The 19,910-nt window shown below is 70.9% G+C and carries 14 protein-coding genes; 7 read left to right on the top strand and 7 right to left on the bottom strand.

Annotated elements, in window-relative coordinates:
- Nucleotides 1–44: 44 nt before the first annotated feature.
- From ACFU53_RS25035 to ACFU53_RS25015, 5 genes are all read right to left on the bottom strand, one after another.
- Nucleotides 45–1,280 (bottom strand): styrene monooxygenase/indole monooxygenase family protein, encoded by a 1,236-nt coding sequence (locus ACFU53_RS25035; protein WP_383996461.1) that lies wholly within the window; start codon nucleotides 1,278–1,280, stop codon nucleotides 45–47.
- Between the two features lie 55 nt (nucleotides 1,281–1,335).
- Nucleotides 1,336–1,956: an ATP/GTP-binding protein gene (locus tag ACFU53_RS25030; protein ID WP_383996500.1), complete on the bottom strand. Its 621-nt coding sequence runs from the start codon at nucleotides 1,954–1,956 to the stop codon at nucleotides 1,336–1,338.
- Between the two features lie 220 nt (nucleotides 1,957–2,176).
- On the bottom strand, nucleotides 2,177–2,644 hold the full coding sequence (locus ACFU53_RS25025) for a DUF742 domain-containing protein (protein ID WP_383996458.1): 468 nt from the start codon (nucleotides 2,642–2,644) through the stop codon (nucleotides 2,177–2,179).
- Nucleotides 2,641–3,144, bottom strand: a complete 504-nt coding sequence (locus tag ACFU53_RS25020) for a roadblock/LC7 domain-containing protein (protein WP_383996455.1) — start codon at nucleotides 3,142–3,144, stop codon at nucleotides 2,641–2,643. Before ACFU53_RS25020 ends, ACFU53_RS25025 begins: the two co-directional genes overlap by 4 nt.
- A complete protein-coding gene (locus tag ACFU53_RS25015; RefSeq protein WP_383996452.1) occupies nucleotides 3,141–6,098 on the bottom strand; it encodes a nitrate- and nitrite sensing domain-containing protein in 2,958 nt (985 codons plus the stop codon). Before ACFU53_RS25015 ends, ACFU53_RS25020 begins: the two co-directional genes overlap by 4 nt.
- A gap of 377 nt (nucleotides 6,099–6,475) precedes the next feature.
- Between ACFU53_RS25015 and ACFU53_RS25010 the strand changes: the two genes are divergently transcribed.
- On the top strand, nucleotides 6,476–7,261 hold the full coding sequence (locus tag ACFU53_RS25010; protein WP_383996449.1) for a protein phosphatase 2C domain-containing protein: 786 nt from the start codon (nucleotides 6,476–6,478) through the stop codon (nucleotides 7,259–7,261).
- 18 nt (nucleotides 7,262–7,279) lie between these two features.
- Here ACFU53_RS25010 and ACFU53_RS25005 read toward each other — a convergent pair whose 3' ends face one another.
- Both ACFU53_RS25005 and lon read right to left on the bottom strand, forming a co-directional pair.
- Complete coding sequence (locus ACFU53_RS25005) at nucleotides 7,280–7,774, bottom strand: MarR family winged helix-turn-helix transcriptional regulator (RefSeq protein ID WP_383996446.1); 495 nt, start codon at nucleotides 7,772–7,774, stop codon at nucleotides 7,280–7,282.
- Nucleotides 7,775–8,066: 292 nt separating this feature from the next.
- Nucleotides 8,067–10,472: an endopeptidase La gene (gene lon, locus ACFU53_RS25000; RefSeq protein ID WP_383996444.1), complete on the bottom strand. Its 2,406-nt coding sequence runs from the start codon at nucleotides 10,470–10,472 to the stop codon at nucleotides 8,067–8,069.
- A 197-nt stretch (nucleotides 10,473–10,669) separates the two neighbouring features.
- Here lon and ACFU53_RS24995 point away from each other — a divergent pair, with 197 nt between their 5' ends.
- The 6 genes from ACFU53_RS24995 (at nucleotide 10,670) to ACFU53_RS24970 (ending at nucleotide 19,891) form a co-directional block, all read left to right on the top strand.
- Nucleotides 10,670–11,320 carry a GNAT family N-acetyltransferase gene (locus ACFU53_RS24995; protein WP_383996441.1) on the top strand — a complete coding sequence of 217 codons (651 nt, stop codon included), beginning with the start codon at nucleotides 10,670–10,672 and terminating at the stop codon, nucleotides 11,318–11,320.
- A 428-nt stretch (nucleotides 11,321–11,748) separates the two neighbouring features.
- Nucleotides 11,749–12,552, top strand: a complete 804-nt coding sequence (locus tag ACFU53_RS24990; RefSeq protein ID WP_383996438.1) for a hypothetical protein — start codon at nucleotides 11,749–11,751, stop codon at nucleotides 12,550–12,552.
- 94 nt (nucleotides 12,553–12,646) lie between these two features.
- Nucleotides 12,647–13,321: a spermidine synthase gene (locus tag ACFU53_RS24985; protein WP_383996435.1), complete on the top strand. Its 675-nt coding sequence runs from the start codon at nucleotides 12,647–12,649 to the stop codon at nucleotides 13,319–13,321.
- A 131-nt stretch (nucleotides 13,322–13,452) separates the two neighbouring features.
- Nucleotides 13,453–14,190, top strand: coding sequence for a response regulator transcription factor (locus ACFU53_RS24980; RefSeq protein ID WP_383996433.1), 738 nt, complete (start codon nucleotides 13,453–13,455; stop codon nucleotides 14,188–14,190).
- Between the two features lie 65 nt (nucleotides 14,191–14,255).
- Complete coding sequence (locus ACFU53_RS24975) at nucleotides 14,256–15,413, top strand: sensor histidine kinase (RefSeq protein ID WP_383996430.1); 1,158 nt, start codon at nucleotides 14,256–14,258, stop codon at nucleotides 15,411–15,413.
- Nucleotides 15,414–16,102: 689 nt separating this feature from the next.
- A complete protein-coding gene (locus ACFU53_RS24970; RefSeq protein WP_383996427.1) occupies nucleotides 16,103–19,891 on the top strand; it encodes a multifunctional oxoglutarate decarboxylase/oxoglutarate dehydrogenase thiamine pyrophosphate-binding subunit/dihydrolipoyllysine-residue succinyltransferase subunit in 3,789 nt (1,262 codons plus the stop codon).
- Nucleotides 19,892–19,910: the final 19 nt, after the last annotated feature.

Below are 19,910 nucleotides of genomic sequence, written 5' to 3'. Positions count from 1 at the left end.
CCGGCACCCGGCACCCGGGAAGCACCCTTACGGCGCCTACCCGCCTACCCCCCGGCGACCTCCGAAAGGTACGCCCGAGTCTTCTCCGCCTCGTAGAAGTACCCCTCGAAATCCGCCGGATCATCGAACCCATTGGCAAAACGATCCGCCACCACCGGCAGCTCCTCAGCCGCCCCGACCAACCCCAGCACATGCTCGGCCGGCGGAGCCAACATCGTGTTGGTCCACTTGGTGACGGGCCCGGCGATCTGCCAGAACCGTTCGAACGTCCGCCGCATCCACGCCTCGTCGAACTCCCCGTCCCCGTGGTCGAGGATCGCGGCGAGGTACACGGCCGCGCACTTGGTCGCCGAGTTCGCCCCCTGCCCGGTCAGTGGGTCGTTGGCCACGACCACATCCCCGGCGCCCAGCACCGGACCGCCGCCGGGAAGCCGCGCGACGGGGTGCCGGACCACCGGCGTGTAGCGGCCGGTCAACGCCGCGCCCGCATCGGTCACCTCGGCCCCGGTGGCGCGCGCGTACTCCCAGGGGGTGTACCGCTCCATCAGTTGGAGAGTGAGGGCGAGCTGCTCCTCGGCGTCCCGGACGCCGTCGAAGACGTCGAGCGGGCCGCCGGGCAGGCCCAGCCAGAACAGCGCGTCGGCGCGCCCGGAGGTGGTGAGGACCGGCTGGACGATCAGTTCGCCGAGGCCGGGCACCAGGTTGCAGCGGGCCGCGTCGAACTCCGGGTGCTCGGGGCGCGGGTCCAGCCCGTGCACGTACACGGCGGCGAGCGCGCGCTGCGGCTCGGTGTAGGGCGAGCGGGAGGCGTCGCGGCGGAACATCCGCACCAGCTCGCCCTTGCCCGCGGTGACGAGCACGAGGTCGTACACGCGGGAGAAGTAGTCGAGGTCGGAGACCGCGGCGCCGTGGATGACCAACTGGCCGCCCCGCCGGGCGAACGTCTCCATCCAGCCGGCCATCTTCACGCGCTGGTCCACGGCCTGCGCGTACCCGCGCAGCCTGCCGACCCAGTCGACGGCACGCTCCCCGTCCGGTCCGGCGACGGACACACCGACGCCCTCGATCCTGGGGGCCTGGGACTCCCAGAAGTTGAGTTCGAGGTCGCGCTCGTGCCGGAGCGCCGAGTCGAACATGCACTGGGTGGACATGATCCGGCCGGCGCGAATCTCGTCCGGGGTCCGATTGGACATCAGTGTGACCTCGTACCCGTGCGACTGCAGTCCGAGGGCCAGTTGCAGCCCCGACTGGCCGGCTCCGACGACGAGAATCTTCCGCATCCGGACAGGTCTCCTGGTTCGTCCGTGGCGTCCCGTGGCGTCCCGCTGGGAGGGACTACTCGGGGCTGAGGGATATCGCGTGGGCGCAGAGCGCCAGCAGGGTCTCCATCGCGGAGGCCCGCTTGCGTGCGTCCATGATCGTGACAGGCACATGGTCGGGCACGGTCAGCGCGTCCCGTACGTCCTCGGGTTCGTACCGCACGCTGCCGTCGAACGCATTGACCGCGACGATGTACGGCAGTCCGCAGCTCTCGAAGTAGTCGAGCGCGGGGAAGCAGTCGCCGAGGCGGCGGGTGTCGGCGAGGACGACCGCGCCTATCGCGCCGCGCACCATGTCGTCCCACATGAACCAGAACCGCTCCTGGCCGGGCGTGCCGAACAGGTAGAGGATGAGGTCGTCGTCGAGGGTGATGCGGCCGTAGTCCATGGCCACGGTGGTGGTGAGCTTGTCCGGCGTCGCGGAGAGGTCGTCCGTACCGACGCTGGCCTCGGTCATCAGCGCCTCGGTCCGGAGAGGGGTGATCTCGGAGACCGCGCCGACGAAGGTGGTCTTGCCGACGCCGAAGCCACCCGCCACCACGATCTTCGTGGCGATGGGGGCTCGGCTGAGGTCGGACTGCCAGGGTTTCAGCTCCTCCTCGAGCTCCTCCTCGGGCTCCGCGCCGGGCCCGGCCACCGCGGTGTCGGCGAGCCGGTCGAGACCCCGGGAGGCGGCGCGGGCGTAGCCCCCGGGCGGGGTCGCGTCCACGTCGACGCCGGGTGAGCCGAGACCGGCGCGCACGGCGTCCGCGTCGATACGAGGAGTGTCCGCGTCGACCTCGACGCGGGGGGCGTCGTCGTCGACGCCCGGGGTGACGCCGGCCGAGGCGTCGGGGTTGACGCCGGCCGAGGCGGCGTCAGAGACGGCGGAGTCCACTCAGCACCCTTTCCAGCAGAGCGCGGTCCGGCTGTCCCGGTCCGTGACCTGTTCCGTACACACGGATCTTTCCCTGGTCCGCGAGATCGCTGAGGAGGACGCGGACCACGCCGAGCGGCATTTTCAGCAGCGCGGCGATCTCCGCCACCGTCCGCATACGGCGGCAGAGTTCGACGATGGCCCGCATCTCGGGCATCACCTTGGTGTTGAGTGAACCATTCGGCAACTCGCGCCGCTCGGCCGGGGCTTCGAGTACCGCGACGAACGTCTCCACGAGCAGGACGTGGCCGAAGCGGGTGCGTCCGCCGGTGAGCGAATAGGGGCGTACGCGGGCGGGTTTGCGGTCGCCGCCGCGCACGGGGAGCTTGTTCGCGCCCTTCGGCGCGGCCGGGCGCTTCGCCGGGCCGGGCTCGGGGGCGCCCGCCGCGCTCTTCTTCTGGCCGCTCATCGGCTGCTCCCGGCCGCCTCGGTCTCCAGGGACTTGCGGAGTTCGCTGCGGAGTTCCGGGGTGAGGACATGGCCGGCGCGGCCGACGAAGAGCGCCATGTGGTACGCCACCACGCTCATGTCGCAGTCCGGGGCGCCGTGCACGCCGAGCAGCGAGCCGTCGCTGATCGACATCACGAAGAGGCTGCCCTCGTCCATCGCGACCATCGTCTGCTTGACCCCGCCGAACTGCATCAGCTTGGCGGCGCCGATGGTGAGGCTGCCGATGCCGGAGACGATGGTGGCCAGGTCGGCGGCGGAGCCCCGGGGGCCCTGCGGCCGCTCTTCCCGGGCCTGTCGGGCCTCGGCGTTTCTGCCGGGGTCGGAGGAGAGCAGCAGCAGGCCGTCGGAGGAGACCACCGCGACCGACAGCAGCCCCGGCACCTCCTCGACGAGGTTGGTCAAGAGCCAGTGCAGGTTGCGGGCTTCACTGCTCAGTCCGAAGGTAATGGGCGCGGTCAACTGCTTTCCTCCTCGGAAGTGCCCCCCGTGGTGTCAACTGCCTCTGTCCGGTACTCATGTGGCACGGGCATCCGCGTCTCACCCGACTGCTCGGCGATCTCCGCCTCGACGTCGCGACGCCCCTCCTTGGCACCCTGGTGGAACCCGCCGAGTCGGCGGCGCAGCTCCTCGGCGTTCACGCCCCCGACCCGTGGCCGGGGGGCCGTGGGCGTGGGCGCGGTGATTTTCGGTGTGCGCTTGGGCAGGCCCTTGTCTGTGAGGCGCGGGGTCTCCTCGACCCGTGGCCCGTCCGTCCCGGCCCGTGACACCTCCGCCGTGCGCGCCGCGTTCCCTTCGTCGGCGGCACGCTCATGGGTGTCGGGTTCGCTCGTGTACGGGTCGTCGGCGGTGTCGGTGGCGATGGCCTCGCCGTTGTCCTCGTCGGCGCCCTTCCCCGGGGCCACCGGAGCGAAGAGCTCCATCGTCGTCTCGGACACGGACTCGGTCCCGGCTTCGGGTCCGGCCTCGGGTCCGGCCTCAGGTCCGGCCTCAGGTCCGGCCTCAGGTCCGGCCTCAGGTCCGGCTTCGGGTCCGGCCTCGGGTCCGGCCTCGGGTCCGTCGTCTTCCGGTACGACGGCCCCAACGGTCCCGGCGGCGTCGGCGGCCGTCCCCACGGTCTCCTTGGCCAGCAGTGCCCGCTCGGCCGCCTCGATGAGCGGGTCGCCGTCGCCCTCGGGCTCGCGTACGGCGACGGAACGGCCGGGCAGGACGTTCGAGTTGGCCTCGGCGTCGACGCCCGGCAGGGAGAGCGAGGGCGTGATCGAGACCGGGGTCCCCACCGGTACGGCGGGCGTGGGGGCCAGCAGCGCCTTGGGCAGGACGACGACCGCGGCCGTACCGCCCGAGCCGTGCGGCTGGAGCCGGACCGGGGTGCCGAGCCGGTGGGCGAGGCGGGCCACGACGTACAGGCCGAGGCCGAGTCCCTGGCCGTCCTCCTGCTCGTAGGGGGCCTCGGGGTCGAAGTCGGTGAGGCGGGAGTTGAGCCTGGCGAGCCGGTCGGGGGCGACGCCGATGCCGCCGTCCTGGACGGAGAGGGTGATCTCGCCGTTCTCCATCAGCCAGCCGGAGACCTCGACGGACATCTCCGGCGGCGAGAACGACGTGCCGTTCTCCAGGAGTTCGGCGAGGAGATGGCTGAGGTCGTCGGCGGCGAACCCGGCGACGTGCGCGCCCGGCGGCAGCGCGGCGATGCGGACGCGTTCGTAGCGCTCGATCTCGCTGACCGCGGCGCGGACGACGTCGACGAGCGGGACGGGTACGGCGTGGTGCTGGATGTGCTCGTGGCCGGCCAGGACGAGGAGGTTCTCGCTGTGGCGGCGCATGACGGTCGCGAAGTGGTCGAGCTTGAAGAGGGTGGCGAGCCGGTCGGGGTCCTGCTCGCGCTCCTCCAGGGACTCGATGACGGCGAGCTGCCGCTCGACGAGGCCGAGGGTGCGCAGCGCGAGGTTGACGAAGGTGGCATGGACGCTGTGCTGGACCTTCGTCAGGTGGGCGGTGGCCTCCGCGAGTTCGGCGCGCAGTCGGTCGCGGTCGTCGGCCATCGTCCGGCGCTGGCCGATGAGGTGCTTGCGGTCGCCCTCCAGGGGCGCGAGCCGCTCGTGCAGGGCGAGGGCGTGCGCGTGGAGCGCGTTGACGGAACGTACGACCTGGGCGAACTCGTCGTCGCGGCCGGTGAACTTGACCGGTTCCTCGGTGGCCGGGTCGCCGGCGACGCGGGCGGAGCCGATGCGCAGGACGGCGAGCGGGCGGGTGAGGGACCGGGCCATGCCGGTGGCGACGCCGACGGCGAGGAGCATCAGGGCGCCGAGGACGGCGATCCGGATCTCCAGCGCGGTGACGTCCTCGTCGCGCAGCTGGGCGAGGTCCTTGGTGCGCCGGTCGTAGAGCGAGGACTCGGCGCCGCGCATCAGGTCCACGCGGGCGGAGAGCGCCGCGCCGACCTTCTTCGCGCTGGTGCCCGCCTCACTGTCGGAGAGCGTGGGCAGGTCGGTGAGGTCCGTCAGGTACGTGTCCGCGGTGTCGGCCTCGGGGCCGGTGACCGTGGCGTCGTACGAGGAGCGGCCGGCGGCGGGCGCGGTCTCGCGGAAGTGGGCGAGGGCGGCGTCGGAGCGGACGCGGGCCTGCTGGGCGGCGGCGCTGAGGGCGTCGCGCTGTTTCTTGTCGGCGGCCGAGGCGCCGGTCGTGGTGGTGGGCAGCCCGGTGGTGGGGTCGATGACCGTCTGGGTGGTCGTCGGGACGCTGAGCGCGGCGACGAGCAGACCGCGGGCGGCGGCGGCCTGCTGGACGGCGGTGTCGAGTTCGGCGAGCGCGTGAGTACTGCCGCCGCCGCCCGCGCGGGGCGGCAACTGCTCGGCCAGTTCCTCGGCGAGGGCGTGGAGTTCGGTGACGACGGCGGTGTACGCCGTGTGCGCTTCGAGAGCGGTGCTCTTCCCGGAGAGCGCCGCTTCCCGTACGCCGGCGATGGACTCGGCGCTCTCGATGGTCTCCCGCATCGCGGCGGAGGTGCCGGTGTCGGCGCTCAGCTCCTCGACCTGGGTGTCGACGCGGTCACCGCGCTGCTTGCTGGGCGCGGCCGACTTGGGCCGCCCGGCGGCGATGTAGGCGGTGACCTCGTCCCGCTCGTCCGCCAGCGCGTGCGCGAGGGTGAGCGTCTCCTGGGTCCGCCCGGCGAGCGTGACCAGGCTCTGGGTGTCGCGCAGTTGCTCCGAGGCCGCGAGGATCGAGGGCGCCCCCGCGCCCGCTATGGCGGCGGCCACGACGGCCACGGCGACGATGAGCCGGTTGCGTACGCGCGCCTTCCGCCCGGTGCCGACGGCGGGGGCCTGCGCCTGTGCCGTCCCCTGTTGGTTCGGGGAGGCCGCGGAGGCCTTCGAAGCTGCCTGCTTGCCTGCGCGCCGAGGCCGCGTCTTCTGCACCGGTGCTCGCATTCCTGACTCGTTTACCCATTAGCCCGGGTGACGATCCGTCAATTAGTCGAATACAGCCGTCCCCCCGGTACGGCTCCCGACCCTCCCAGTGCCGGTGGGCAGTGGTCCCGCATCATCAGTCCCGCCACCCGAAGGAGTGAACATCCCCAGGGAGTTGACGGGCAAGTTCCTCCGGCTCGTGCCGTTGCCCCGTACAGCGGACCGGTTGGACGTCGGCGACGCGCTTTGACAGTATTCGCCGCCGCGCTTCACCGCTCACGATCATTCCATGCCAAACCCGGCGCCCCGTCTGGAGGGTCCGGGTCGTACGGCAACCCTTGTCGGCCTTTCACGGATCTCGCGGAGGGCTCGTGCAGACTGGCCGAATGCGCACTGAACTCGCCTCGGAGCCCGGCGCCCCCCTCCGCCCCAACGAGGACTTCGCGGCGGTAGCCCTTCCCGCGGGGGGACAGGGCGGTGCCCTCGTCCTCCTCGACGGCGTGACCCCGCCGCCCGTCGACTACGGCTGTCGACATTCAGTCGCATGGTTCACTTCCCACCTCGGCGGCACCCTGACCGAACTGTCCGTTTCGGAGCGGGATGCGCCGTTGCCCGACGTGCTCTCACAGGCCATTTCTCGTACCGTCCGAGCCCACACCCAAACCTGTGACCTTTCTCACCCACGAACCCCACAGGCCACAGTGGTCCTCGCCCGCTGGTCGTCAACGGCCGTGGAGTACCTGGTGTTGTCCGACTCGGCCCTGCTGTTCGAACGACCGGACGGCACGGTGACGGCCGTACTGGACGACCGTCTGTCCCTGCTGCCCCGGGCTTCCCTGGCCACGGCCGCGATCGCCGACTCGACCGTCCGGAACAAGGAGGGCGGCTTCTGGACGGCGGCCGCCGATCCCGCCGTGGCCGCACGGGCGGTGACGGGAACCGTCCCCCGCGAGGAGGTCCGTTCACTGGTCGCACTGACGGACGGCGCGAGCCGGTGGGTGGAGAAGTTCCGCGAGGGCGACTGGACGGACTGCCTCACCTTCGTACGGAAGGCGGGGGCGCACGGCTTGGTGCAGCGCGTGCGGGAACTCGAAGTCACCGATGTGGAGCGTGAGTTCCTGGGACGCGCCAAGACGCACGACGACGCGAGCGTGGTGTTCGTGGAGCTGTGAGGGCCGCCCCTCCCCCGCTCAGCTCTCCACCCCCCGGTTCAGCTGGTGCAGCAGCCGCGCCAGTTGGGCCACCTCGTCCCGGTCCCACCCCGCGAGCTGCCGTACGTACGCGACCCGTCGGGCGTCCCGGACCGCCCGGAAGCGGGCCCGGCCCTCCTCCGTGAGGTGGACGAGCCAGGCGCGGCCGTCAGCGGGGTCGGGTTCACGGGCGATGAGGCCGAGGTGCTCCAGGGCGCGGAGTTGACGGGACATGGTGGCCTTGCCGACGCCGATGTAGGCGGCGAGTTCGGTGGCGCGGAGGCGGCCGGCCTCGTCGAGGCGGGCGAGAAGGCCGTAGGCGGCGGACTCCAGGTCGGGGTGGACGGCCCGGGCCATCTCCCCGGACTTGGCGCGGGCCCGCCGCAGCAGGACCGTCAGCTCCCGTTCCAGTGCCAGGTACGCCTGGTCCATACCACCGGTCGGCATACCGGTTCCGACACCGCGGCCGTCGCCGTTTCCGCCCTCGTCGTGCACGTCAGTGCTCCTGATTCCGATTCCGGGTTCGTGAAAGTTTCCGCCAGGGCCGCCGTGGCGGGCGGCGCCGTTCAGTATTTCGCAGCCACGGGCCGACACCGACCGCCTCGCCCCCGCGCGCTTCCACACGCGCGCCCGCCTGCCCGCTCCTCCGCACGCGTCGGCCCGCCCCCCTTCCTCCTTCCACCCACGGGAAAGGCCCGGGTCTCCCTCTCGGGGACCCGGGCCTTCACCCGTCCGGTGGGCGTCCGTCACACCACCACCGGAGCCTTGGGGAACCGCCGCGCCGAGATCACGCGGCCACGGGCACCTCCACCACCCCCGCCGGGGCGAGTGCCAGTTCCAGCACCTGGCGGACGTCGGTGACGGCGTGGACGTCGAGCTTGTCGAGGACCTCGGCGGGGACGTCGTCGAGGTCGGGCTCGTTGCGCTTCGGGATGATGACCGTCGTGACCCCGGCCCGGTGCGCGGCGAGCAGCTTCTGCTTCACCCCGCCGATGGGCAGCACACGCCCCGTCAGCGACACCTCACCCGTCATCGCCACGTCCGTGCGGACGAGCCGGCCGGACAGGAGCGACGCGAGGGCCGTCGTCATGGTGACGCCGGCGCTCGGGCCGTCCTTGGGGACCGCGCCCGCCGGGAAGTGGATGTGCACACCCCGGTCCTTCAGGTCGGCGACGGGCAGCTCCAGCTCCGCGCCGTGCGAGCGGAGGAAGGAGAGCGCGATCTGCGCGGACTCCTTCATCACGTCGCCCAACTGGCCGGTGAGGGTCAGCCCCGCCGCGCCCGTCTCCGGGTCGGCCAGCGACGCCTCGACGTACAGCACGTCGCCGCCCGCGCCGGTGACCGCGAGGCCGGTCGCGACGCCCGGCACGGCCGTCCGCCGCTCCGCCGGGTCCTGGGCCGACTCGGGTACGTGGTGCGGGCGCCCGATGAGCCCGCGCAGGTCCCCGTCGGTGACGGTGAACGGCAGCTTCCGATGCCCCAGTTCGTGCTGGGCCGCGACCTTGCGCAGCAGCCGCGCCACGGACCGCTCCAGGTTCCGTACGCCCGCCTCGCGCGTGTACTCCCCGGCGAGCTTGCGCAGCGCACTCTCGTCGAGGACGACCTCGTCGGCGCCGAGCCCGGCCCGCTCCAGCTGCCGCGGCAGCAGGTGGTCCCGGGCGATGACGACCTTCTCGTCCTCCGTGTACCCGTCCAGCCGGACGAGCTCCATCCGGTCGAGCAGCGCCTCGGGGATCGCCTCCAGGACGTTGGCCGTAGCCAGGAAGACGACGTCGCTCAGGTCCAGCTCGACCTCCAGGTAGTGGTCCCGGAAGGTGTGGTTCTGCGCGGGGTCGAGGACTTCGAGCAGCGCGGCGGCCGGGTCGCCCCGGAAGTCGGAGCCGACCTTGTCGATCTCGTCGAGCAGGACGACGGGGTTCATGGAGCCCGCCTCCTTGATGGCCCGGACGATACGACCGGGCAGGGCGCCCACATAGGTACGCCGGTGCCCGCGGATCTCCGCCTCGTCCCGTACGCCGCCGAGCGCGACCCGGACGAACTTGCGCCCCATGGCGTGCGCCACGGACTCCCCGAGGCTGGTCTTGCCGACGCCGGGCGGCCCGACGAGGGCGAGCACGGCACCGCCGCGCCGCCCGCCGACGACGCCCAGTCCCCGGTCCGCACGCCGCTTCCTCACGGCGAGGTACTCGGTGATGCGCTCCTTCACGTCCTGCAGCCCGGCGTGCTCGGCGTCGAGCACCCGCTGGGCGCCCCGGATGTCGTACGAGTCCTCGGTCCGCTCGTTCCAGGGCAGCTCAAGAACGGTGTCGAGCCAGGTCCGGATCCATCCGCCCTCGGGCGACTGATCGCTCGACCGCTCCAGCTTGTCGACCTCCTTGAGCGCGGCCTCCCGTACCGCCTCCGGCAGATCGGCGGCCTCGACGCGCGCCCGGTAGTCGTCGGACTCCTCGCCGTCCTGCTCGCCGTTCAGCTCGCGCAGTTCCTTGCGCACGGCTTCGAGCTGCCGCCGCAGCAGGAACTCGCGCTGCTGCTTCTCGACGCCTTCCTGCACGTCCTTGGCGATGGTCTCGGCGACGTCCTGCTCGGCGAGGTGGTCACGCAGTTGCTGGGTGGCGAGCTTCAGCCGGGCGACGGGGTCGCCGGTCTCCAGGAGCTGGATCTTCTGATCGGTGGTGAGGAACGGCGAATACCCGGAGTTGTCGGCGAGCGCCGACACGTCATCGATCGCCTGCACCCGGTCCACGACCTGCCAGGCGCCGCGCTTGCGCAGCCAGCTGGTGGCAAGTGCCTTGTACTCCTTGACGAGTTCGGCGACCTGCCCGGGCAGCGGATCCGGCACGTTCTCGTCGATCCCCGTCCCCTCGACCCACAGCGCGGCGCCGGGCCCGGTGGTCCCTGCCCCGATCCGCACCCGGCGCACCGCGCGGATGAGCGCCCCGGGATCGCCGTCGGCCAGCCGTCCGACCTGCTCGACGGTCCCGAGCACACCCGTGCTCGCGTACGCCCCGTCGATCCGCGGCACCAGCAACACCTTCGGCTTCCCGGGCTCCGCCCGCGTCGCCGCCTGCGCGGCCTCCACCGCGGCCCGTACATCCGTGTCATTGAGGTCCAGTGGCACCACCATTCCCGGCAGCACGACCTCCTCGTCGAGCGGCAGCACGGGCAGGGTGAGCGGTGCGGACGTCGATGCCATGATCTCTCCCTAGGCAGTCAAGTTGAGCTATGCCGACTCAATGCACATGAGCCGAGGAATGTTCCCTCGGAGGCGGGCTGTTCGCTGTGGGCGATCACCCGCCCTGGAAGGGGCACACCGGCGGGGGGTCGCGCCCACCGCGATCGATGTAATAGTCTCTTTGCTATCTCATCTATTACCTACATACGGGGGTTGCAGTGGACGGAATCGTGCGGGCCTGGGTCGACGGCTGGATCGTGTCGCGTGGCGCGGCGCCTCCGGCGGTCGAGCCGTGGGGCTGCACGGTGGACATGGGGATGGCCCACCACGTCACCCGCCATGTCTTCTCGGCGACGAACGACGAGGTGGAGGAGGCGGTGGTCCGGAAGGTCGCGGACGCCGTCACCGGAGCCGGGATCTGGCTCAAGGTCTTCGCGGAGCCGTCGAAGGTGACCCCCTGGCTGGGCGAGGGCTGGTGGGTGGACCCCGAGCCGGGCTGTCTGATGTCCGTACGGCTGAGGGCGCACGAGGCCCCGGCCTCCGTCCCCGACGGCTACCGGCTCCGCACCTGGTCGTGCGGTGGCGTGACCCGGGTGATGGTCGCCGCGCCGGACGGCTCCTGGGCCGCGCGCGGCCAGATCGCCGCCACCGGCGCGACGGCGGTGGTCGACCAGATAGAGACGTCCCCGGACCAGCGCCGCCGCGGCCTCGGCACGGTCGTCATGCGGACCCTCACCCGGGCCGCGGTCGAACAGGGCGCGGAGGTGGGGGTGCTGGGAGGCACGCCGGACGGGCGGGCGCTGTACGAGTCGCTGGGGTGGAGGGTGGAGGCGCCGCTGACGAGCGCGAAGTTCGTGGGGCGGCCATGAGCGATGGGCGCGCGCCCTCCCCCGAGGACGACGCTCCCTGTGACAGCCACCGCGTCCGCGCCATGGCCGAGGGCAGCGGCGAGGCACTGCCGGGCCCAACCGCACCGGCAAATCCACGGGAAGGGGGTGAACCCGGCGGGCGCGCACCGTTCGAGCCCCGCAGACTCCCGCTCCTGTTCGCGCTCCTGATTCCGCTCCTGTTCCGCCACCCCCGCTGGCGCCGAACCCGGCTGCCGCGGAATGCCGTCGAGGACCGGCCCGGTCGCCGACGGCGTCGCGTCGGCCCGTGCCGCACCCGCCTCGGTCTCGACGGGCTCCACAGTCTCGGGGGCATCCAAGGTGAAGCGCTCCCTCCGTTTCACCTCACCCTCGACGCCCCGGTACGCCCCTGTCTGTAACCCCCCGCCACCCTCGACACGATTCACAGCATGCGCGAGGCCCGCGCCTGGGGCGTCGAACACCTCACCGTCGCCGAACGCGCGGCCAAGGCCCTGAACGCGGGCGCCGACCGGTTCGGCGGCGAACAGTGCCCCGAGGTGATCGTCGAGCTGGTTCGCTCCGGCCGGATCTCCGAGAAACGGATCGACGCCTCCGTACGCCGTCTCCTGCGCGAGAAGTTCGTGCTCGGCCTCTTCGAGAAGCGCTGGGTCGACCCGGACCGAGCCGAGGAGACCGTCGGCGCGAGCGAGTTCACGGTCCTCGGCGACACGGCCCAGCGCCGCTCGCTCACCGTCCTGACCAACCACTCCCTCCCCCCGCTCACCGACCGCCCGAACCTGCACGTCGAGGGCGTGGGCGCGCAGACGGCGTCCCTGTACGGCAACGTCGTGGCCGATCCGGCCCATGCGGACGTGGCCGTGGTGCGGCTGCGCACGCCGTACGAGGAACGGCCGGGGTTCTTCGAGTCCTTCTTCCACTCCGGGTCGCTGGCGTTCGGCGAGGAGCGGCTGAAGGAGATCCTGGCGCTGCTGGAGGCCGTGCCCACGCTGGTCTGCGTCAGTCTGGAGCGGCCCGCCGTGCTCCCGGATCGCCGCGAAGGCCGCCGCCCTCGTCGCCGACCACGGGGCGTGCGACGCGGCCCTGCTCGACGTCGCCTTCGGTCGGGCCCGGGCCGAGGGCCGGCTGCCCTTCGAACTGCCGCGTTCCATGGCTGCGGTGGAGGGTCCCGCCCGGACGTCCCCAACGACACCGAGGACCCGGTCTTCCCGTACGGCCACGGCCTGGCGCTCTGAAGTCGTGCTCCGATCACGCCAATTCGTCACCGCGCCGTCGCCGGGCCGCCTCAATTCGGCCGCCCTCGCGCCACGGACACGTAAGGATGGGCGGATGCCCATCACCGACGAACCCGAAGTCATCGACCGGCGCGAGGGCCCCTACGGCGAGGTCGTGCTGCGGCGGCACGGGGAGCTGTTGCAGATCATCGCCAACGGGTGCTTCCTGATGGACACCTCGAACGGCCGCTCGGAGCGGCTGCTGGTCGACGCCGCCCTCGACGCGCTGCCCGGCCGTTTGCGGCCAAGTGTGCTGATCGGGGGTCTGGGTGTCGGCTTCTCGCTCGCGCATGCCGCCGCGGATCCGCGCTGGGGTCCGATCACAGTTGTCGAACGCGAACCCTCCGTCATCGAATGGCACCGTGCCGGACCGCTGGCCACGGTGTCCGCGGGAGCCCTCGCGGACCCCCGTACGGACATCGTCGAAGCCGATCTCGTCGAGTACGTCAATGAGACATCCGCCACGTTCGACGCGCTCTGCCTGGACATCGACAACGGGCCCGACTGGACCGTCTCCGAGGGCAACGAGAGCCTCTATTCACCGCCCGGACTGGCAAGCTGCGCACGGGTGTTGAGGCCAGGTGGGGTGCTTGCCGTGTGGTCGGCGCAGCCTTCTGCGGAATTCGAGGAAACCTTGGGGAATGCCGGGTTCCAACAGGTGCGTACCGAAGAGATCCCGGTTGCCCGAGGAGTTCCGGACGTGGTGCACCTTGCGGTCCGACCTGGATAGCCCTGGTGCGGTGACTGCCCGTACCCTGCTTGCCTGACGCCGATCATTCAAGCGTCAATCGCAGTCATGCGCAGCCATGCGTAGTCAAGGGATCACCCCACGGATTCCGGAAAGCAACACAGGGGCGGGCGATGGAGCAGACACACACCACCCACAGCAGCAGCACAGCGACTCCGGGCGCACAGCGCCGGGTGCTCGTGGTCGAGGACGACCCGACGATCGTCGACGCCATCGCGGCCCGCCTGCGCGCCGAGGGTTTCGTCGTACAGACCGCGTCCGACGGACCGGCCGCGGTGGACACCGCGGAGGCCTGGCAGCCCGACCTGCTGATCCTCGACATCATGCTGCCCGGCTTCGACGGCCTGGAGGTGTGCAGGCGCGTCCAGGCCCAGCGGCCCGTCCCCGTGCTGATGCTCACCGCCCGGGACGACGAGACGGACATGCTGGTCGGGCTCGGCGTCGGCGCCGACGACTACATGACCAAGCCGTTCTCCATGCGTGAACTGGCCGCCCGCGTGCACGTCCTGCTGCGCCGGGTGGAGCGGGCCGCGCTGGCCGCCACCACGCCGCGCTCGGGCATCCTGCGCCTCGGCGAGCTGGAGATCGACCACGCGCAGCGCCGGGTCCGGGTGCGCAGCGAGGACGTACACCTCACGCCCACCGAATTCGACCTCCTCGTATGTCTCGCGAACACCCCGCGTGCCGTACTCTCGCGCGAGCAGCTGCTCGCCGAGGTGTGGGACTGGGCGGACGCGTCCGGGACGCGGACCGTGGACAGCCACATCAAGGCGCTGCGGCGGAAGATCGGCGCGGAGCGGATCCGCACGGTGCACGGTGTGGGGTACGCCCTGGAGACCCCGAATCCCTGAACCCGTGCTCGCACCGCGTGCGCAGGGCATACGCAGGCACGTAGGCACAGGGGGCTGGTGGCGTCATGAGTGGAGTCGGTGACCCGAGGTCGCGGAATCTCGGAGGCTCACAGTCACGGAAGGGCGCGGGACCGCTCAGCGGTCTGCGTCCCTTCTCGATCAAGACGAAGCTCGGCGCGCTCGTCGTCATCTCGGTTTTGATCACGACCGGACTGTCGATGATCGCGGTGCACACCAAGACGGAGCTGCGCTTCATCACGGTGTTCTCGATGATCGCCACGCTCTTGATTACGCAGTTCGTGGCGCATTCGCTCACCGCCCCCCTGGACGAGATGAACGCGGTCGCCCGGTCCATCTCGCGCGGCGACTACACCCGCCGGGTCAGCGAGAACCGACGGGACGAGCTGGGTGACCTCGCCCACACGATCAATCTCATGGCCGACGAGCTGGAGGCCCAGGACCGCCAGCGCAAGGAGCTCGTGGCGAACGTCTCCCACGAACTCCGCACCCCCATCGCCGGCCTCCGCGCGGTCCTGGAGAACATCGTCGACGGCGTCACCCGGGCCGACCCCGAGACGATGCGTACGGCCCTGAAGCAGACGGAGCGCCTGGGCCGCCTGGTGGAGACCCTGCTCGACCTCTCGCGCCTGGACAACGGGGTGGTCCCGCTCCGCCGCCGCCGCTTCGAGGTCTGGCCGTACCTCTCGGGCGTCCTCAAGGAGGCCCAGATGGTCTCCTCCGCCCGCGGCGGCATCACCTCCGGCTCGGGCAACCACACCCGCACGGACGTCCACCTGCATCTGGACGTCCATCCGCCGGAGCTCACCGCGAACGCGGACCCGGAACGCATCCACCAGGTCGTCGCCAACCTCATCGACAACGCGGTCAAGCACAGCCCGGCGCACGGCCGCGTCACGGTGAAGGCCCGTCGTGGCCCCACCCCCGAGTCCCTGGACCTCGAAGTTTTGGACGAGGGCCCCGGCATCCCCGAATCCGAATGGCACCGCGTCTTCGAACGCTTCAACCGCGGCGCCGTCAGCTCCCCCCACGGCCCCGGCAGCGACGGCGGCACGGGCCTGGGTCTGGCGATCGCCCGCTGGGCGGTGGACCTCCACGGCGGCCGCATCGGCGTCGCCGAGTCCCCGAAGGGCTGCCGCATCCAGGTGGTCCTGCCGGGGGTGTCGGCACAGGGCGGCCAACGCCCGGTACAGGTGCAGGTCTGAGGACACGGACTTCCAAGTCCGAGGCGAAGCGCAGGCTTTCAGACCCGAGGGGGAGCGCAGGCTTCAGGGCCGAGGCCAACGGCAGGCTTCCCTCAGGCCACGGGCCACGGGCCACGGCAGGCTTTCCTCGACGCCGCGGGGCAACCGCAGGCTTTCAGGGGCGCGGGGAACTGCGCGAGCAACCCCACACGACCCGCGGCCGACACCCACCCACTCATTCGGGGGTCTGGGGGCGCAGCCCCCCGGTACGGGATGGGACGGGTAGGGGCGGCGGGGGCGAAAAATCACGCGATACCCACATCAGACCTGGCTGAATCCCCCCACCGTTGCCGAATATCGCTCATCCTCCCGGGGCTTACTTCTCTTCCAAGTTGACGTAAAGTTCGAAGCGGAGCCACAAGATCCACGGCAGATCCGCCCAGCCGGACACGTGTGATCAGGTGCGTTCGAGCAGAGGGCCGCGTGCACATACCCGCAGGCCCCACCCGACGCATGCCCGCCACGCGCCCCCCACACCCGTTCCAGACCGGAACCTCGCTTGTTTCCCGCCATTTCCACCCCCGAAACACGCTTTCCGATGTGACTTACACGACGAAGAGCGGACTCGGCCTGACCTTCCCCGTCACGGGGGCGTAGCCTTAATTCCCGCTGTCCATCACCTTGTGAAGCGGAAGAGGGCGGTTGCCGCCGTGTCGCCACAGTCCCCCAGTAACTCGAGCATCTCGACCGACGCAGACCAAGCGGGTAAGAACCCCGCAGCGGCCTTCGGTCCGAACGAGTGGCTCGTCGACGAGATCTATCAGCAGTACCTCCAGGACCCGAACTCGGTAGACCGAGCCTGGTGGGACTTCTTCGCCGACTACAAGCCAGGCGCAGCTGCCGCCTCGGCTCCGGCGAGCACTGCGGCCACGGGGGCCGCAGCGACCACCACACCCGCGGCGCCCGCCGCCCCGGCCCAGGCTGCTCCGGCCGCCCCGGCCACGCCCGCACCGGCGGTTCCGAAGCCCGCCGCTGCCCCGGCCCCGGCCCCCGCGAAGCCCGCGGCCGCCGCGCCCGCCAAGCCGGCGGCTGCCGCCCCGGCGAAGCAGGCCGCGCCCGCCGCGTCCGCCGGAGGCCCGGAGCTGATCACGCTGCGCGGCCCCGCCGCCGCGGTCGCGAAGAACATGAACGCCTCCCTGGAGCTGCCCACGGCCACGTCCGTGCGCGCCGTCCCGGTGAAGCTGCTGTTCGACAACCGCATCGTCATCAACAACCACCTGAAGCGCGCCCGGGGCGGGAAGATCTCCTTCACGCACCTGATCGGCTACGCGATGGTGCAGGCCATCAAGGCCATGCCGTCGATGAACTGGCACTACGCGGAGAAGGACGGGAAGCCCACCCTCGTCAAGCCGCCGCACGTCAACTTCGGCCTCGCCATCGACCTGGTGAAGCCCAACGGCGACCGCCAGCTGGTCGTCGCGGGCATCAAGAAGGCCGAGACGCTGAACTTCTTCGAGTTCTGGCAGGCCTACGAGGACATCGTCCGCCGCGCCCGCGACGGCAAGCTGACGATGGACGACTTCACCGGTGTCACGGTCTCCCTGACCAACCCCGGCGGCCTCGGCACCGTCCACTCCGTGCCCCGCCTGATGCCCGGCCAGTCGGTCATCATGGGCGTCGGCTCCATGGACTACCCGGCCGAGTTCCAGGGCACCAGCCAGGACACCCTGAACAAGCTCGGCATCGCGAAGGTCATGACGCTCACGTCGACCTACGACCACCGGGTCATCCAGGGCGCCGCCTCCGGCGAGTTCCTCCGCGTCGTCGCCAACTCCCTCCTCGGGGAGAACGGCTTCTACGACGAGATCTTCGAGGCGCTGCGCATCCCCTACGAGCCGGTCCGCTGGCTCAAGGACATCGACGCCAGCCACGACGACGACGTCACCAAGGCCGCCCGCGTCTTCGAGCTGATCCACTCCTACCGGGTCCGCGGCCACGTCATGGCCGACACCGACCCGCTGGAGTACCGCCAGCGCAAGCACCCCGACCTGGACATCACCGAGCACGGGCTCACCCTGTGGGACCTGGAACGCGAGTTCGCGGTCGGCGGCTTCGCGGGCAAGTCCCTGATGAAGCTGCGCGACATCCTGGGCGTGCTGCGCGACTCGTACTGCCGCACCACCGGCGTCGAGTTCATGCACATCCAGGACCCGAAGCAGCGCCGCTGGATCCAGGACCGCATCGAGCGCGCGCACAGCAAGCCGGAGCGCGAGGAGCAGCTGCGCATCCTGCGCCGCCTGAACGCGGCCGAGGCCTTCGAGACCTTCCTGCAGACGAAGTACGTCGGCCAGAAGCGCTTCTCGCTGGAGGGCGGCGAGTCCGTCATCCCGCTGCTCGACGCGGTCATCGACTCGGCGGCGGAGTCCCGTCTCGACGAGGTCGTCATCGGCATGGCCCACCGCGGCCGGCTGAACGTCCTGGCGAACATCGTCGGCAAGTCGTACGCCCAGATCTTCCGCGAGTTCGAGGGCAACCTCGACCCGAAGTCGATGCACGGCTCCGGCGACGTGAAGTACCACCTGGGCGCCGAGGGCACCTTCACGGGCCTCGACGGCGAGCAGATCAAGGTCAGCCTGGTCGCGAACCCCTCGCACCTGGAGGCCGTGGACCCGATCGTCGAGGGTGTCTCCCGCGCCAAGCAGGACATCATCAACAAGGGCGGCACGGACTTCACCGTCCTGCCGGTGGCCCTGCACGGCGACGCGGCCTTCGCGGGCCAGGGCGTGGTGGCCGAGACCCTGAACATGTCGCAGCTGCGCGGCTACCGCACCGGCGGCACGGTCCACATCGTCATCAACAACCAGGTCGGCTTCACGGCCGCCCCGGAGTCCTCGCGCTCGTCGATGTACGCGACGGACGTGGCGAGGATGATCGAGGCCCCGATCTTCCACGTGAACGGCGACGACCCGGAGGCCGTGGTCCGCGTCGCGCGGCTGGCCTTCGAGTTCCGCCAGGCGTTCAACAAGGACGTGGTGATCGACCTCATCTGCTACCGCCGCCGCGGTCACAACGAGTCGGACAACCCGGCCTTCACCCAGCCGCTGATGTACGACCTGATCGACAAGAAGCGCTCGGTGCGCAAGCTGTACACCGAGTCGCTGATCGGTCGCGGCGACATCACCCTGGAAGAGGCCGAGCAGGCACTCCAGGACTACCAGGGCCAGCTGGAGAAGGTCTTCACGGAGGTCCGCGAGGCCACCTCGCAGCCGACGTCCGGTGAGGTCCACGACCCACAGGACGGCTTCCCGGTCGCGGTGAACACCGCGATCACGGCGGAGACCGTCAAGCGCATCGCCGCGTCCCAGGTCAACGTCCCGGACCACATCACCGCCCACCCGCGTCTGCTGCCGCAGCTGCAGCGCCGGGCGGCCATGGTCGAGGACGGCACGATCGACTGGGGCATGGGCGAGACCCTCGCGATCGGCTCCCTCCTCCTTGAGGGCACCCCGGTCCGCCTGGCCGGCCAGGACTCGCAGCGCGGCACCTTCGGCCAGCGTCACGCGGTGATCATCGACCGTGAGACGGGCGAGGAGTTCACGCCGCTGATGTACCTCTCCGAGGACCAGGCGCGGCTGAACGTCTACAACTCCCTGCTCTCCGAGTACGCGGCGATGGGCTTCGAGTACGGCTACTCGCTCGCCCGTCCCGAGTCCCTGGTGATGTGGGAGGCCCAGTTCGGCGACTTCGTCAACGGCGCCCAGACGGTCGTGGACGAGTTCATCTCGTCGGCGGAGCAGAAGTGGGGCCAGACGTCCGGCGTCACCCTCCTGCTCCCGCACGGCTACGAGGGCCAGGGCCCGGACCACTCGTCCGCCCGCCCGGAGCGCTTCCTCCAGATGTGCGCGCAGAACAACATGACGGTCGCGATGCCGACCTCGCCGTCGAATTACTTCCACCTCCTGCGGTGGCAGGTGCACAACCCGCACCACAAGCCGCTGGTCGTCTTCACCCCGAAGTCGATGCTGCGCCTCAAGGCCGCCGCGTCGAAGGCGGAGGAGTTCACGAGCGGCGAGTTCCGCCCGGTCATCGGCGACAGCTCGGTCGACCCGAACGCGGTCAGGAAGGTCGTCTTCTGCGCCGGCAAGGTCTACTACGACCTGGAGTCCGAGCGTCAGAAGCGCGGCGTCACGGACACGGCGATCATCCGCATCGAGCGCCTCTACCCGCTGCCGGGTGCCGAGGTCCAGGCGGAGGTCAACAAGTACCCGAACGCCGAGAAGTACCTGTGGACCCAGGAAGAACCGGCGAACCAGGGCGCCTGGCCCTTCATCGCCCTCAACCTGATCGACCACCTCGACCTCGCGGTCGGCGCGGACGTTCCGCACGGCGAGCGTCTGCGCCGCATCTCCCGCCCGCACGGCTCGTCGCCGGCGGTGGGTTCCGCGAAGCGGCACCAGGCGGAGCAGGAGCAGTTGGTGCGTGAGGTGTTCGAGGCGTAGTCCTCGCAGCCCTTACGAC

Source organism: Streptomyces sp. NPDC057474 (assembly GCF_042802555.1).
GTDB lineage: Bacteria > Actinomycetota > Actinomycetes > Streptomycetales > Streptomycetaceae > Streptomyces.
This window is presented reverse-complemented; position numbering and strand designations above follow the sequence as displayed.

What these genes read in the sequence shown, in the direction of transcription:
- ACFU53_RS25035 (WP_383996461.1), bottom strand. Translation starts at nt 1,280, where the DNA reads ATGCGGAAGATTCTCGTCGTCGGAGCCGGCCAGTCGGGGCTGCAACTG.
- ACFU53_RS25025 (WP_383996458.1), bottom strand. Translation starts at nt 2,644, where the DNA reads ATGAGCGGCCAGAAGAAGAGCGCGGCGGGCGCCCCCGAGCCCGGCCCG.
- ACFU53_RS25010 (WP_383996449.1), top strand. Translation starts at nt 6,476, where the DNA reads ATGCGCACTGAACTCGCCTCGGAGCCCGGCGCCCCCCTCCGCCCCAAC.
- lon (WP_383996444.1), bottom strand. Translation starts at nt 10,472, where the DNA reads ATGGCATCGACGTCCGCACCGCTCACCCTGCCCGTGCTGCCGCTCGAC.
- ACFU53_RS24990 (WP_383996438.1), top strand. Translation starts at nt 11,749, where the DNA reads ATGCGCGAGGCCCGCGCCTGGGGCGTCGAACACCTCACCGTCGCCGAA.
- ACFU53_RS24985 (WP_383996435.1), top strand. Translation starts at nt 12,647, where the DNA reads ATGCCCATCACCGACGAACCCGAAGTCATCGACCGGCGCGAGGGCCCC.
- ACFU53_RS24980 (WP_383996433.1), top strand. Translation starts at nt 13,453, where the DNA reads ATGGAGCAGACACACACCACCCACAGCAGCAGCACAGCGACTCCGGGC.
- ACFU53_RS24975 (WP_383996430.1), top strand. Translation starts at nt 14,256, where the DNA reads ATGAGTGGAGTCGGTGACCCGAGGTCGCGGAATCTCGGAGGCTCACAG.